We start from the raw sequence: 14,970 nt of genomic DNA on the forward strand, positions 1-14,970 counted from the left end.
TTACCGCTCTCAGACTAACAGCTTGCGATAAATAGACTTTACATCTTCTTTATCCAACACCTTTGGGTTATTGTCCATCAATCGCTTCACTTCCAAAGCAGCAACTGCCATTGATTCAATGCTCTCTTCTTCCACGCCGTATTCCCCTAAATCCTGAGGTATTTCCAATACAGTTGTCAGTTCCTTAATTTTATCTACTACTGCCTGGGCTGCTGCTTCACTGGACAGACCATTTGTATCAATGCCCATAGGCTCAGCTACAGATGCTAAGCGATCTACCATCGCATCCATATTGAACTGCGTCACATGCGGAAGCAGCATGGAGTTTGCCACACCATGTGCAATCTTGTACTTGCCTCCCAACGGATAAGCCATTGCATGAACTGCTGCCGTACCCGCTGCTGTTAATGCCATACCGCCATACATGGAGCCGATAAGCATTTTCTCTCTGGCATCCAAATCAGCTCCATTCTGATAAGCAGTAACAATATTAGCTGTTATCAACCGAATGGATTCCAGCGCAAACATATCACTTATCGGATTAGCCTTATTTGAAATATAAGATTCCAGCGCATGTGTGAATGCATCCATCCCTGTTGCAGCTGTGATTGGTTTTGGCAGTCCTGTTGTTAATGTTGGGTCAAGCAATACAAGATCCGGAAGCAAATATCTGCTTACTACACCGATCTTCAGCTCTTGTTCAGGTAATGTGACAATGGCATTCGGCGTCACTTCCGCTCCGGTACCTGAAGTTGTCGGAATTAAGATAGTTGGTAGCCCTGCCTTTTCCACCAGGTCAGTTCCAAGCAGGTTCTCCAAGGCAGTATCATTTGTTTTTAAAACAGATAGCAGTTTTGTTGTATCTAAAATACTTCCTCCGCCAAGCCCGATCAGTACATCATAATCTTTTACACCGACAGTTTCTGAAAAGACTCTTTCGATATTTTCAAGTGTAGGTTCTGGTTCTACATCAGTTGTCAGATCCACAGTTATACCTACAGCCTCCAATGCCTTCTCAACCTTTTCAGCGGCACCTGCTGCAACCAAAGCCGGCTGTGTGATCAATAGCACCTGTTTAATCGGCAGATTCAGTAAAGATAAATGTTCACTAATGTTATCTACTGCTTCACGACCTGCAACAATATGATCTGCTGTTTGGAATTTATATATAGTCAATTCGCTCTCCCCTTTTTGTTAACGAGTGTGTAAGTTGTATCCTTGCATCATGGTCTCGATCTTTTGCAGTACTTCTCCTTTTGCTTCGGTGACTGGCAGTCGTGGCGGTCCTACCGGAATTCCGGCTAACTCTACTGCTTTCTTTAAGGAACTTGGAATAGATCCAAGCACGAAAGTCTCCCGTAAAGGCTGCAAACTGGACTGCGCTTCCTCTGCTTGCTGTTCGTCGTTATTCTGGAACCCTTCATAAATTGCTAACACTTTATCCGGGAGCACATTCGCGGTAGCCGCAACAGCTCCTTGCCCTCCGGCACGTAATGTTTGAAGGATTAGGGAATCTGTTCCAGCAAACACTGCAAATTCTTCATCTTTAGTAGCTTCTATATAAGCTTTGATGTTATCGATGTTTCCGCTGCTGTCTTTGATACCAAGAATGTTCGGGTGCTTTGCAAGTCTGGCAACCGTCTCTGCCTCTATCGACATCCCTGTTTTGGATGGGATATTGTATAGCATGACAGGGATAGTAACTGCACTGGCAATCGTTTCGTAGTGAACTGCAAGATCCGTTTGGTCAGGAGCGACAAAATAAGGTGTGATAATGGAAAGCGCATCAGCACCCAATGCTTCCATATCTCGGGATAGATCAATTACTTCCTTTGTGGAATTGCCTCCTGTTCCAACCATCACCGGCACTCTTCCATTAGCTGTTTGGATGATCTCCTTTGCAACGGAGAGTTTCTCATCTCGGTCCAGCATATGAAATTCGCCATTTGTGCCTAAAGCAAACAATCCATGAACACCAGCTTCTATAAGATAATTCGTTAATTTTTGTATAGCATCTTCGTTGATACGTTGGTTTTCTGTAAAAGGCGTGACCATCGCTGGCCAAATACCTGTTAAATTCATTTTCTTCCCCTCCATTGTACGCGCTTTCATAAAGCATACTCCAAACTGTTTCATAAATCAACCTTTTATAATAATTAATAGTCATGCATTAAACATCAAATATAATTTCGTTTCATAATGAAACAAAATAACATTATGAATGGCTATAATAGAGTAGAAAAGGTTTTTAGATTCATACTGAATGTGGTAACGTACAAGTAAGGCGTTTAATTACACTTGAGGTGAAGGAAATGAAGATTACAGCCATTGCTCCTTATGCTGGCTTAGGAGAATTAATTCAAGACGTTGCCAACCAAAAAGAACTTGGCAACATTGATATAGTGCAGGGTGATTTACAGCAGGGGGTTAAATTTGCAATAGAAGCTGAGAAGCAAGGCACAGATATCATCATTAGCCGAGGCGGTACTGCTGAACGGATTAAGCAACATGTTACAATCCCGGTAATAAATATAGAGGTGTCTGGTTTTGACCTGCTTCGTATTATCACGCTGATCAAGGATACAGATAACAGAGTCGCCTTTGTCGGTTTCCCAGCTATAGCCAATGCGGTATCGAGTGTCAGTCAGTTGATCGATGTAAATCTTGATATTTATGCCATAGATGATGAGCATCATATTGAAAATCAGCTGCGATTATTGAAAGAAGAGAATTATACCTTTGTTATCGGAGATGTAATCACAGTTCAATTAGCAGAAAAAATAGGCATGCACGGCCTTTTATTGACTTCTGGAAAAGAAAGTGTCGTTAATGCTCTTCGCCAAGCAGTAGAAACGTACCGTACTGTGGAAAAAATAAAGAAAGAAAGAGATACGTATGCACAAATCCTCCAAGATTTGAATCAGCATACGATCATAACAGATAAGTATCTGCAGCTTCGTTCACTCTCAACCCAGCCCATACCGCTTCCATCTTCTTTCCTCAGAAGAATTGCTGCGGCTATTTTTCAGTTTGAACAAATACTAGTTGAAGTGGTATACAAAAATAGATTTTACCAATTACATGCGCATCAATTGAGCTCACAGCAAGCAGTCATTGAATTACTGGAACAGGAAGCACCTTCTAAATCGCTGCCGTCCATTTCTTTAGTGGCTGATCCAAATGCTTCGGTTTATTTAAGCTCCAACCATGAAGAAGTGCAGCTGGCTATTGAACAAGCTGAAGCATTACGTGAACAACCTGCTCCTATTGTCATCATTGGTGAAAATGGTACAGGAAAAGAAAGCTTGGCTAGATATATTCACACTAACGATACTACTGATTTTCTCCGGATAGACGGAGCAGCATTCCCAAGCGTATTGCTTCCCTATCTGGCAATAGTGCTGGAGGATGGCGGTACGCTTTATATAGTGAATGCCGATAAAATAGAGGAAACAACAAAGGACTGGATAGAAAAGCAGCTAAAGGCGAAAGTTCCATTTCGTATTATCCTTGCCATGAACAATAAGACATCAGATCGGATTCCAGCAAAATTCAAGACGCTCCATCTTCCGCCGCTGCGGGAGCGCAAAGAAGATATTCCAAATCTGATCCGCTTATTTATTTCAAGTTTTAATAGTGAATATGGCGTGCAAATCGCAGGCATTAGTGAAGATGCGATACAGCTTCTTGAATCAAATCCATTTGAATCAAATATTATCGAGCTAAGCAGAATCATCAACAAAGCTGTACGAAAGGAAGAGACAGCCTATATCCAAGATTCTACTATTGCAGACATAATCGATGAACTTCAGGATCAAAGTAAAACAGTAATTGACATTACTGGAACATTAGCCGATATTGAAACGCAAATCATCCAAGCAGTATGGCTGGAAGAAAAGAAAAACAACTCTAAAACAGCAGAAAGATTAGGGATTAACCGTACAACCTTATGGCGTAAATTAAAAGAAATCCAGTAAAACACTGATCTTAACCTCCAGAAGAGGATAAGATCAGTGTTTTTTTATCTTTTACTAAATCGAACTCCCTCCTTAACTAGCTGACTTCCTTCCCATTCAATAACACATTCTTCAATATCCGATTGCAACCTTTCAATTAAGCGCTTACAATAAGCCTATATATATTTGTTTACTTTAGCAACGAAAATGCAATTAAATCCTATCTTACTAAGAGTTAATTTACTATCTGTTTATCTTTTAAACGTATATTTGTTTTCTTACTCAAAACATCGGAGGGATCATGTTGTCATTCCAAAACAAAGTTGTCTTAGTTACTGGTGCCACAAAAGGAATCGGAAGAGAAATTGCCCTAACCTTTGCTAGGCATGGAGCATCACTGATTGTGAACGGTCGAAACAGCGAAAGATTGGCAGCCCTTCAGCATGACATTCAAAAGGAAGGCGGCACATGTTTTATAGTATCAGGTGACGCCAGCAGCCCGGAGACCGCAAATCAAATCAAGGAAATAATTAGTTCAACCTTTCAAAAGGTTGATGTCTTAGTTAATAATGCAGGTATGAACACCCGTACTCCTACTCTCCAAACCACTCTGGGCGATTGGGACAATGTTATGAAAACGAACTTGACCAGTGCTTTTTTAATGAGTCAGACCGCATTGCCTTTTATGGTAGAAAATAAGGATGGGGTAATTATAAATATCAGTTCTACAACCGCAAACACACCACATAAAAATGCTACTCCTGCCTATGGTGCATCCAAGGCAGCACTCAATTACCTGACCATGCACCTGGCCTATGAGATGGCTCGTCATAACATACGGGTGAATGCGGTCTGCCCTGGTCCAATTGAAACGGATATGACCGAGCAGTGGGATGATACATACAGAGAAAAAGTCATAAATGGAGTTCCATTGAAAAGATTGGGAGATGTGTCTGACGTTGCGGAAATGACTCTTTTCTTAGCTTCGGAAAAAGCATCATTTATTACGGGACAATCTATCCATGTGAACGGTGGTACACTTATGCGCTAAGTGTTTTATGTAAAAATACGCTTTTAAGCTCTGACCTGGACGTAAAAAAATATTGCTTAATCAAAAGAGCAGAATCCCATTATGAGGTCTCTGCTCTTTACAGTTTTTAGATTCAAATCCACTATGCTCCCTTCTCTCCTCCTTCTACGCAACACACCACCATATTTTCTGAAAATTCATCAATCTTTAATCCAATCTTAATGTACTTCACAGTAAATACACCTTTTTGAAAGCTATGATAGCAGTATTAAAAAATATATTGGAGGAAAAAATTATGAAAGTTATTATGATTCCATCAGGTTTTAAAGAATGTCTTGATGCAGAAGAAGTGGCTGTTGCAATGGGAGCAGGTGCTAAAAAATTCGAACCTTTTATCCAGACCGAGATACTTCCCATGATAGATGGAGGAGAAGGCTTTGCAAAAGCGATTGTTAAGATCAAAGACGGTGAGTTAATCCATAAGACTGTCACTGGACCTGTATGGCAGAAGTTCGATAGCCATTATGGTATTTTTCAAGAGGGGGAAACTCGCACAGCAGTGATAGAAATGGCTGCCGTTGCAGGCTTGAAATTGGTACCAAAAGACTTGAGGAATCCGTTGCAAACAACCACATATGGCGTGGGCGAATTAATTCTTGATGCTTTAGACAAACACGTCAATAAAATAATTATTGGCTGCGGTGATTCTGGTACATCAGACGGTGGCGCAGGTATGGCTGAGGCTCTTGGTGCTGTATTTCTGGATGAAAAGCAGAATCGTATTGCTATAAGATCTGTCACGGATTTAATGAAAGCGATATCAATAGACACGTCTGCCTTACCCCACAGACTGAATGACGTTTCTATTGATGTTGCTTGCAACTGGAAAAATATATTATGCGGTGACCACGGCGTGGCGAGAGTTTTTGGCCCACAAAAAGGAGCAACAACCGAGCAAGTTGATGCCCTTTCAGTTTCACTTGACCATTACGCTACATTAATTGAGGAATCTACAGGTATGGTCGTCCGCCACGCACCAGGAAGCGGTGCATCAGGGGGGCTCGGGGCAGGGCTTCTTGCATTCACAGGTGCGAGGCTGCACCCCCGATTCGACCTGATTAAAAACTACATTCAGATTGAAGATAAAATAGCAGATGCGGATCTCGTTATAACCGGTGAAGGCAGTATTGATTTCCAGACACCTGATGGAAAAATTCCTTGTGAAGTTGCAAGGATTGCAAAGAAATACAATATACCTGTCATAGCGATTACGGGCACAATTGGACGCGGAGCCGAAAACAATTACAAAGCAGGTATCGATGCATACGTAAGTATCATTCAATACCCCGTCACCTTAGAGAAAGCTATATCGAAAGCACCTCGATGGATCAAAGAGAGTGTGGAATGCATCCTGCGCCAAATCACAATAGGTGTGACATTAGCAGACCAAAGGACCTCGAAAGAAAGGATCCAATCTCATGGAACAAGTGAATCGGTATAGAAGAAGCAAAAAGCATCTGGCCAAACAGAATAAAGAAATCTCTGGAAAAGCACGTCTTATAGGTATTATTCATGCGTTTATCCTATTATTTGTGATAGTGACAGATATGAATTATGCCGCAAAAGTATCGCTTTTTGCTTTCTTGTCCGCAATGACACTTTGGATCACGACGAAAATTCCCGCTGGATATGTTGCTGTTTCGCTTATCGCTTTTATCATATTTATGAATGCAGGCGAACCCCAACTGCTTTATCAATCATTCAGTGAAGAAGTTGTGTGGCTTATGCTCGGTGCATTTGTGATTGGTGAGAGTATTAAAGAATCAGGACTTGCTGAGCGGTTCAGTCATGCTATCCTGTTTCGGGCTAAATCGAAACATTCCTTGATACGGGCTTTTACTCTTGCATTGGGATTAACGGTGCTTTTTATCCCTTCCACTTCAGGAAGGGCTGCCCTATCCATGCCAATTATCAAGCAACTAGGTACTCACTTTTCAAGTAAGCAAAAAGAATTTTTAGCTATTTTAGCTCCAGTCATCATTTTAATGAGCACCTCAGCAACTTTAATTGGTGCTGGTTCCCATTTGATTGGTATTGGATTACTAGAAAGTACAACGGACCAATCGATATCATTCGCGCAATGGCTGATATGGGGTGTGCCCTTTACAATCATTATCACTTTAATAACAATGTATATCTTAAAATTAACTTTATGGCCGAAGCGCTTCGCATCAGATAGCAGCGATGTCCTTCCTATTAAAAGCGCGCATAGGGTTACACCTATAACTAAGATAGAGAGAAAGACAATTATCATACTCGTTGGTTTGATCATTGGATGGATTACTGAAAATATTCATGGGTATGATATCGCATTTGTCACTATGATTGGTGCATTGCTGCTTATGATGCCTGGCTATGGCGTAATAAGCTGGAAACAAGGTATAAAGTCCATTTCATGGAACTTGCTTTTATTTGTGGCAGCCGCCACAGCGCTGGGGAAAGTATTAGTGGATACGGGCGTTGTCGGCTGGATGGAAAAAGAAGTGATGCATAACTTGCATTTATTCGCAGGAGCTTCAGAATGGACGATTGTTCTGCTGCTTTCCGTCGTAACCGTAACCAGTCATTTATATATCACCTCGCATACAACACGTGCTATTGTCTTTATACCAAGTTTAATCCTTTTTGGGCAGTCTATCGCTGTCGAACTCGATACTATCGTGTTTTTAAGTTTAATAGGAATGAATTACTGTGTAACGTTCCCTGTCAGCTCAAAAGCGCTGCTTCTTTATTATGAAGAAGGTGATTGCACATACGACGCAAAAAAGTTACTCCAAATAAGTCTTGTGCTCATGCCGATTTATGTACTTGTTATCCTATTGTTCTATTTTACTTATTGGAAATGGACAGGATTATCTCTATAAGATAAAAAAAGCAGCGCCGCAATGGCACTGCTTTTTCACTTTAACCTAAATCAACATTATGATAAACCTGCTGCACATCCTCCAGATCCTCAAGCGCATCGATCAGCTTCTCGAACTGATCTTGTGCTTCAGCATCAAGAGTGATGTCGTTTTGGGCCAGCATAGTAAGCTCAGCCACCGAGAATTCTTCGATTCCAGCTTGCTTAAGAGCTTCCTGTACAACATGGAACTGATCCGGCTCTGCATAAACGATGACCGCATCGTCTTCTTCGATGATGTCACGTGCATCAACGTCAGCTTCCATCAAGATTTCCAATACCTCATCAGAAGATTTGCCTTCCACTCCGATTACTGCCGTTGCATCGAACATGTAAGCAACAGATCCGCTGACACCCATGTTACCGCCGTTTTTACCAAAAGCAGCACGAACCTCAGGTGCTGTACGGTTTACATTGTTCGTCAATGCATCAACAATAATCATAGAGCCGCTCGGACCGAAACCTTCGTAGCGCATGTCGTCGTAGTTCTCTTCGCCGCCGCCCTTGGCTTTCTCGATCGCACGCTCGATGATTGCCTTAGGTACGTTATACGTCTTCGCACGCTCCAAGACGAATTTCAATGCCTGGTTGGCTTCTGGATCGGGCTCGCCTTGTTTGGCAACTACATAGATCTCACGGCCGAACTTCGCATAAATCCGGCTGGTATTGGCATCCTTCGAAGCTTTCTTCTCTTTGATATTGTTCCATTTACGTCCCATTAATGAACACTCTCTTTCAATCTATTTTAAAACTGTGTGTGAATAATGATTGCTGTTACCATTATAACGCATAAAGCCGCTTTCTTAAACTGGGGCACTTGATCAGGTAATCGATATAAGCATCCTCTATAAAATAAATGCATGGACCCTTAGATGGATTCATGCTTTTTACTGAACTGCTCATATGCTGTTTCGAATGCTTGAAAGCTAGCTGGACCAAGTTTTGCTTTGTCCCGGTCGAATAGCCTATCAAAGACTATGTCATACACCTCTGCTTTGCTGCATTGTCTGAAGCTATCCACAAGCTCTAAATAGGATAAAAAGTACGCTGGGCTCAACTTACCGCCTTTGTTTAAAAGCATCGGACACCCTCCTCTCCAATAGCATGACGTCACGCTGCTTCCCTATCTATGTTAAACATATCATATAACGATTGCCTTATATAACAATTTGCTTATATACTAGTATCAGAAGGAGGGAATTGGATGGCGGCATCAATTGCTTTATCAACGGAAAAGCTTACAGAGACTTTAAAGATCCTTCATGATCCGACACGTCTGCTGCTATTGAAATTACTGATGGAAAAGGAGTACTGTGTCTGTGAACTGGTAGGCATGTTTGAAGTGAGCCAGCCAGCTATCAGCCAGCACTTGCGTAAATTTAAAAAAGCAGGTCTTGTTTACGAAGAAAGGCGCGGACAATGGCGCTACTATCGTTTTAACGAAACTTGTGAACAGCACGCTTTGGTAGAGCAAATTCTCGGTCAGCTAGACGAGAATGATGAGCAGCTCGTAAAGCTGCGGACCAAAGCAGAAGCAATCACGTGTTAAGTAAGGAGTTTTTATTCACATGTTGACAACTGTTTTAGCCTGTATCATTTTTCTTATCACACTTATACTTATCATCTGGCAGCCGAAGAATCTGAATATCGGCTGGACAGCCTGTGGTGGTGCAATTCTTGCTCTTTTAGCAGGTGTGGTTAATTTCACGGACGTATGGGAAGTGACCAACATCGTCTGGAATGCTACCTTGGCGTTTGTGGCCATCATTTTGATTTCACTAATATTGGATAGCATCGGTTTTTTTGAATGGGCCGCTTTACATATGGCTGCTGCCGCAAAAGGAAACGGCGTGAAGATGTTCGTTTATGTCTGTGTGTTGGGAGCTGTCGTATCCGCGTTTTTCGCAAATGATGGTGCAGCCTTGATCCTGACACCGATCGTGCTGGCGATGGTACGAGCACTACGTTTTGAAGAAACACTCGTATTTCCATTCATCATTGCAAGTGGGTTCATAGCCGATACAACATCACTGCCGCTGATCGTAAGTAACTTGGTGAACATTGTATCAGCTGATTTCTTTAACATCACTTTCCTGGAATATGCTTCGCGTATGATCATTCCTAATTTGATTTCACTCGGGGCAAGCATCCTTGTGCTCTACTTATTTTTCCGAAAACGTATTCCGAAGAACTATGAAGTAAATTATGTGAAACAGCCGTCTTCGGCTATTAAAGACAAGAAAATGTTTAAACTATCTTGGTATGTACTCGCTTTATTAATGATCGGCTATTTGGTCTGTGAATTCTTCCATATCCCAGTCTCCTTTGTAGCCGGGGCAATAGCTGTCTTCTTCCTGCTTATTGCACGGCACAGCCCAGCAGTTGAAGCAAAAGCAGTGGTGAAAGGTGCGCCCTGGAATATCGTCTTCTTCTCTATCGGGATGTATGTCGTAGTCTACGGATTGCGTAATGCTGGTCTGACGGATATACTCGCAGACATGATCCAGTATGTAGCAGACCAAGGTATGTTCATCGGCACGATAGGTATGGGATTTATCGCAGCCATTCTGTCTTCGGTCATGAATAATATGCCGACAGTCATGATTGATGCTATCGCGATTTCCCAGACGTCCACATCCGGAGCTGTGCGGGAAGCCCTTATTTATGCAAATGTGATCGGTTCTGATCTCGGTCCTAAAATCACGCCGATTGGCTCACTGGCAACGCTGCTATGGCTCCACGTCCTATCCCAGAAAGGTGTCAGAATATCGTGGGGAGTGTATTTCAAAACTGGAATTGTATTAACTATACCAACACTGTTTATAACACTAACAGGACTTTATATATGGTTAGCCATCATCCATTAAAGGAGAGATAATATGAAAATCCGTATAATAGGATCCGTCGCAGCCGGTACCTCCGTGGCAGCAAAAGCACGTCGTAATAATGAAGAAGCAGATATCCGCATTTATGACAGGGATTATGATATATCCTACAGTGTTTGCGGTATTCCTTATTTTGTCGGCGATGAGGTAGAGGAGTTGGAAACACTGAATCCTCGTGATTCAGCTTGGTTCAAAAAGCGCTATAATGTCTCGATTCAAACAAGGCATGAAGTAGTAGATATAGATCATGATAGCAAGACCTTGACTATTAAAAACTTGGAGACAGAAGAAACAGCGACAGACACTTACGATGTTCTCGTTTTCGCAACTGGCGCCAGCCCGATAACACCTTCTATAGAAGGTACAGATCTGGAGCATGTCTTTCACGTGCGTACGATCCAGCATGCAGGCGCCATCGACCAATTCATCGAATCCCGGAAGCCGAGAAGTGCTACCATCATTGGTGCCGGTTATATTGGATTGGAAATGGCCGAACAGCTCACCCATTCAGGGATTGAAGTAACTATAATCCAGCGCAGCAATCAAGTGATGAGGCATCTGGATAAAGATATAGCTGACCGTGTGGCAGATACATTGGAAGCACATGGTGTAAATTTGCTGCTCGGGCAAGAGGCTGTTCGCATTACAAATACAGATGTCATTACGTCAAGCGGAGATACAATTACATCTGATATTGTCTTCCTAGCTGCAGGAGTCAAACCAAATACAGCTTTGGCTGAAAAGATTGGCGTTAACATTGGCAAAACAGGCGCAATTGCAGTTAACGAAAAAATGCAGACCAACTTGCCTGATGTTTATGCAGTCGGAGATGTAGCAGAGAGCTTTTCTGTTATTACCCGTAACGCCATTTATCGCCCTCTCGGTTCCACCGCTAATAAAATGGGACGCATAGCTGGTGATGTCATTACCGGAGGCAATTCTGCACATCGCGGTATTCTCGGAACAGGGATTGTCCGTGTATTCGAACTAGCTGTTGGGCAGACTGGCATGAACGAACAAGAGGCTCTTGCACATGGGTATGATATCGAGACACTGCATAATATCAAGCCTGCCCGCGCCGCTTATCTTGGAGGCAAAGAGATTACAATAAAAGCTATTGCTGACCGAGCAACCGGCAGACTGCTCGGCGTTCAGGCAGTCGGAGAAGAAGGCGTGGACAAGCGTATTGATGTATTTGTCACCGCTATGACGTTCGGAGCCAAAGCAGAGGACCTGTTCCATCTCGATTTGGCATACGCCCCGCCATTCAGCACGACAAAGGATCCTGTCATGTACACGGGCATGGCACTCGATAATGCCATCAAGAAGCATAATAAGCTGCTTACGCCTAAAGAGCTGCAGCATCGGCTGGCACAAGGCGAGTCTTTCCAGATCATTGATACACGTGCTAAAACCCAATATGACACATCGCACGTACCAGAGGCAGTTAACATACCTTTAGCAAAACTGCGGGAGAAAGCAAATGATCTTGATCCGAAAAAGCCGACCCTCTGCTATTGCAACAGTGGTGTGACGGGCAATGCTGCACAGAATATATTAAGGAACATGGGATTCAAAGAGGTGTATAATCTCTCTGGTGGGAATAAGAATTATCAGAAGTACAGGAAGTAAGAAAAAGCCGCATACGGTAGTATGCGGCTTTTTGTTTTTGAATGTACTACGTATTATATAACTTTAGATTCTCTTTCCGATCTCTTCCTGGTGGCTTGCCAAACATTTTTCTGTATTCCCGATTAAAATAAGTGGGACTTTCATATCCAACTTTGAAGGCTGCATCAGCAGCTCTCATATCTTCTCCAATGATTAATCTCCTTGCCTCTTGCAGCCGTAATGCTCTCTGGTATTGATTAGGAGTCATAGTTGTAACTCGTTTAAAATGATGATATAAAGCCGACGTGCTAAGATTTACTTGTTTAGCCAATTCATCTATCTTTATTTCGTGAGAAAAATACTTCTTTATATAACTTAGAGCAGCGGCTACTTCAGATAACTTACTCCCTTTTGCAGCGAGGTTTTTTACTCTGCCGCCATACTTCCCTTGCATGATACGGTAAAGGATTTCTTTGATAATAAGTGGTGCAAGTATCTCCGTATCTTCAGGAGTATGCAGCAGTTTCACGAGTCTGATTAATGCATCCACAATTACTTCATTTGTCTGATCTAGATATATGCCTCTCTCGGAAATACCTTTATTGGTTGCGTGCTGCTTATACTCTTTTGAAACTTCTGCAATCTGCATGAAATTAAAATTCAAGCGAAGACATAGATATGGTTCCTTTTCACTTGCCTCTAATATTTCTCCGATAACTGGCAGATCAACTGCTACGACTAAGTAATCACCCTTCTGGTAAAAGAAGTCCTCCCCATTAACAGATACCAATTTTCTTCCTTGCAGAACGATGCATAACGCAGGTTCATGCATTGTATGTACAGGTTCCAGCGGCTTTGCAGATCGAATAAATTCCAAACCAGAGATAAGTGTAAGATTCGTACCATCCTTGGTTGCAAGTGTTGTGACTAACTTTGTAAGCTCGCGTTCTTTCAATTGCAATTGTTCTTCCGATGACATGGAATACATCCTCCTTTGTAGAGCTCATCAGCTTGGAGAATAGGGCAAGAATTAAAGAGATGCCGGCTACCGCCCCATGCTTACTTTCCTTGATACTAATAGTAAATCAGAAAAGGAGTGATATCGTTTGAAGATTACTACTCATTCTTATGCTGGACTTTGGGTCACCAAAGACCGGTATATCCGGCATGAACTGCTGCCCGACGGACGCTATGTGGAAGCTCGCGGCAATGTCGAAGGCGCTTATACAGGTGCTTATCAAATAATAGGTGACCACATTGAATACCAAGATGATACGGGATTCACAGCTGATGGAGATTTTCGTAACGGGATCTTATACCACGCAGGAATGATCCTATATCGTGACCAAGAATAATGTGGTCACGCAAAGGGTCTTCTATCAAAGTTGAATTAGAAAGGAAGATACAAGCATGAGTATAAAGAATAAAGTTGTTCTTGTCACTGGAGGAAGCAGCGGTATCGGGGCAGCAACTGCAGAATTGTTAGCTCAAAATGGTGCTGTTGTAATTGCTGCAGCCCGCAGAACAGATAGGTTAGAATCAGTTGTATCTTCAATCCGCCAAAAAGGATATATAGCCGATTATAAGCAGCTGGATGTTACAGACTTTAAACAAATGCAGGATACAGTACAAGAGATTATAGAGTCATACGGAAAAATTGATGTTATTGTAAATAATGCTGGTGTAATGCCACTATCAAAATTGGAAGCTCTGAAAATTGATGAATGGAATCGTATGATTGATGTAAATATCCGAGGTGTCCTTCATGGTATTGGTGCTGTATTACCTCTGATGAAGAAACAGCATAGCGGACATATTATTAATATCGCTTCTATAGGCGCATACGAAGTAACTCCAACAGCAGCAGTTTATTGTGCAACCAAATATGCGGTCCGTGCAATCACGGAAGGATTGCGACAGGAAGGAACCAATAATATTCGTGCAACTCTAATTTCACCGGGTGTTACTGAATCAGAACTGGCTGATCATATTACTGATAAACAAGCGAGTGATGCTATGCTCGAATATCGCCGACTAGCTCTTCCTGCATCTGCTATTGCAAAAGCCATTCTTTATGCAATTTCACAACCGGCAGAGATCGATGTTAGTGAATTGATTGTAAGACCTTCTTTATCATCATAAATTACAGAAAAAGCCCTTTCTAGTATGATAGGGCTCAATAGTTAAATATCTATAAAATCAAAAAAAGTATTAGAGTAATTAAACTCTAATACTTTTTTTCTAAGCTTCCTAGCGGACTTGAACCGCTGACCCCCACCTTACCATGGTGGTGCTCTACCGACTGAGCTAAGGAAGCAATGGCTCCACAGGCAGGATTCGAACCTGCGACCGATCGGTTAACAGCCGATAGCTCTACCACTGAGCTACTGTGGATCAATATTAAATATGTATACAAAAAAGAACTGCCTGGCAGTGTCCTACTCTCACGGGGCGAACCCAACTACCATCGGCGCTGAAGAGCTTAACTGCTGTGTTCGGCATGGGAACAGGTGTGACCTCTTCGCT

The 14,970-nt window shown here is 42.2% G+C and carries 14 protein-coding genes, 2 tRNA genes and 1 rRNA gene; 9 read left to right on the forward strand and 8 right to left on the reverse strand.

The features are described from left to right. Nucleotides 1–9: 9 nt before the first annotated feature. A complete protein-coding gene (locus tag ACH6C1_RS15330) occupies nucleotides 10–1,176 on the reverse strand; it encodes an iron-containing alcohol dehydrogenase (RefSeq protein ID WP_374078563.1) in 1,167 nt (388 codons plus the stop codon). Between the two features lie 18 nt (nucleotides 1,177–1,194). Continuing rightward, on the reverse strand, nucleotides 1,195–2,082 hold the full coding sequence (dapA, locus tag ACH6C1_RS15335) for a 4-hydroxy-tetrahydrodipicolinate synthase (RefSeq protein WP_374078610.1): 888 nt from the start codon (nucleotides 2,080–2,082) through the stop codon (nucleotides 1,195–1,197). A gap of 230 nt (nucleotides 2,083–2,312) precedes the next feature. Between dapA and ACH6C1_RS15340 the strand changes: the two genes are divergently transcribed. The 4 genes from ACH6C1_RS15340 to ACH6C1_RS15355 all read left to right on the forward strand — a co-directional run bounded on the left by ACH6C1_RS15340 (nucleotide 2,313) and on the right by ACH6C1_RS15355 (nucleotide 7,910). Continuing rightward, entirely contained in the window at nucleotides 2,313–3,977 is a 1,665-nt protein-coding gene (locus ACH6C1_RS15340; RefSeq protein ID WP_374078565.1) for a sigma-54-dependent transcriptional regulator, read from the forward strand. A 280-nt stretch (nucleotides 3,978–4,257) separates the two neighbouring features. Then, nucleotides 4,258–5,007 (forward strand): SDR family NAD(P)-dependent oxidoreductase, encoded by a 750-nt coding sequence (locus tag ACH6C1_RS15345; protein ID WP_374078568.1) that lies wholly within the window; start codon nucleotides 4,258–4,260, stop codon nucleotides 5,005–5,007. A 274-nt stretch (nucleotides 5,008–5,281) separates the two neighbouring features. Continuing rightward, nucleotides 5,282–6,487 (forward strand): glycerate kinase family protein, encoded by a 1,206-nt coding sequence (locus ACH6C1_RS15350; protein WP_374078571.1) that lies wholly within the window; start codon nucleotides 5,282–5,284, stop codon nucleotides 6,485–6,487. Beyond that, entirely contained in the window at nucleotides 6,465–7,910 is a 1,446-nt protein-coding gene (locus tag ACH6C1_RS15355) for an SLC13 family permease (protein ID WP_374078574.1), read from the forward strand. The genes ACH6C1_RS15350 and ACH6C1_RS15355 overlap by 23 nt, the downstream gene beginning before the upstream one ends. Before the next feature lie 40 nt (nucleotides 7,911–7,950). Here ACH6C1_RS15355 and ACH6C1_RS15360 read toward each other — a convergent pair whose 3' ends face one another. After that, nucleotides 7,951–8,667: a YebC/PmpR family DNA-binding transcriptional regulator gene (locus tag ACH6C1_RS15360; RefSeq protein ID WP_095224739.1), complete on the reverse strand. Its 717-nt coding sequence runs from the start codon at nucleotides 8,665–8,667 to the stop codon at nucleotides 7,951–7,953. A gap of 149 nt (nucleotides 8,668–8,816) precedes the next feature. Further along, nucleotides 8,817–9,029 (reverse strand): hypothetical protein, encoded by a 213-nt coding sequence (locus ACH6C1_RS15365; protein ID WP_374078577.1) that lies wholly within the window; start codon nucleotides 9,027–9,029, stop codon nucleotides 8,817–8,819. 123 nt (nucleotides 9,030–9,152) lie between these two features. Between ACH6C1_RS15365 and ACH6C1_RS15370 the strand changes: the two genes are divergently transcribed. From ACH6C1_RS15370 to ACH6C1_RS15380, 3 genes are read left to right on the forward strand one after another with little or no spacing between them, the layout of a single operon-like run. Beyond that, on the forward strand, nucleotides 9,153–9,497 hold the full coding sequence (locus ACH6C1_RS15370) for an ArsR/SmtB family transcription factor (protein WP_374078580.1): 345 nt from the start codon (nucleotides 9,153–9,155) through the stop codon (nucleotides 9,495–9,497). Nucleotides 9,498–9,516: 19 nt separating this feature from the next. Continuing rightward, the gene (locus tag ACH6C1_RS15375; RefSeq protein ID WP_374078583.1) at nucleotides 9,517–10,815 is read left to right on the forward strand and encodes an arsenic transporter; all 1,299 of its coding nucleotides are present in this window, start codon (nucleotides 9,517–9,519) and stop codon (nucleotides 10,813–10,815) included. 12 nt (nucleotides 10,816–10,827) lie between these two features. Then, nucleotides 10,828–12,465, forward strand: a complete 1,638-nt coding sequence (locus ACH6C1_RS15380; protein ID WP_374078586.1) for an FAD-dependent oxidoreductase — start codon at nucleotides 10,828–10,830, stop codon at nucleotides 12,463–12,465. A 46-nt stretch (nucleotides 12,466–12,511) separates the two neighbouring features. On the opposite strand, the gene ACH6C1_RS15385 is transcribed toward ACH6C1_RS15380, so the two are convergent. Continuing rightward, nucleotides 12,512–13,423: an AraC family transcriptional regulator gene (locus ACH6C1_RS15385; protein WP_374078589.1), complete on the reverse strand. Its 912-nt coding sequence runs from the start codon at nucleotides 13,421–13,423 to the stop codon at nucleotides 12,512–12,514. Between the two features lie 127 nt (nucleotides 13,424–13,550). Between ACH6C1_RS15385 and ACH6C1_RS15390 the strand changes: the two genes are divergently transcribed. After that, on the forward strand, nucleotides 13,551–13,799 hold the full coding sequence (locus ACH6C1_RS15390) for an Atu4866 domain-containing protein (RefSeq protein ID WP_095224745.1): 249 nt from the start codon (nucleotides 13,551–13,553) through the stop codon (nucleotides 13,797–13,799). 55 nt (nucleotides 13,800–13,854) lie between these two features. Beyond that, nucleotides 13,855–14,586, forward strand: coding sequence for an SDR family oxidoreductase (locus ACH6C1_RS15395; protein ID WP_374078592.1), 732 nt, complete (start codon nucleotides 13,855–13,857; stop codon nucleotides 14,584–14,586). 102 nt (nucleotides 14,587–14,688) lie between these two features. Here ACH6C1_RS15395 and ACH6C1_RS15400 read toward each other — a convergent pair. The 3 genes from ACH6C1_RS15400 to rrf all read right to left on the reverse strand — a co-directional run. Continuing rightward, a tRNA-Thr gene (locus ACH6C1_RS15400) sits at nucleotides 14,689–14,761 on the reverse strand. Nucleotides 14,762–14,763: 2 nt separating this feature from the next. Continuing rightward, a tRNA-Asn gene (locus ACH6C1_RS15405) sits at nucleotides 14,764–14,838 on the reverse strand. A 31-nt stretch (nucleotides 14,839–14,869) separates the two neighbouring features. Beyond that, a 5S ribosomal RNA gene (gene rrf, locus ACH6C1_RS15410) occupies nucleotides 14,870–14,970 on the reverse strand; the annotation flags it as partial.

The organism is Terribacillus sp. JSM ZJ617, assembly GCF_044383785.1.
Taxonomy (GTDB): Bacteria; Bacillota; Bacilli; order Bacillales; family Amphibacillaceae; genus Terribacillus.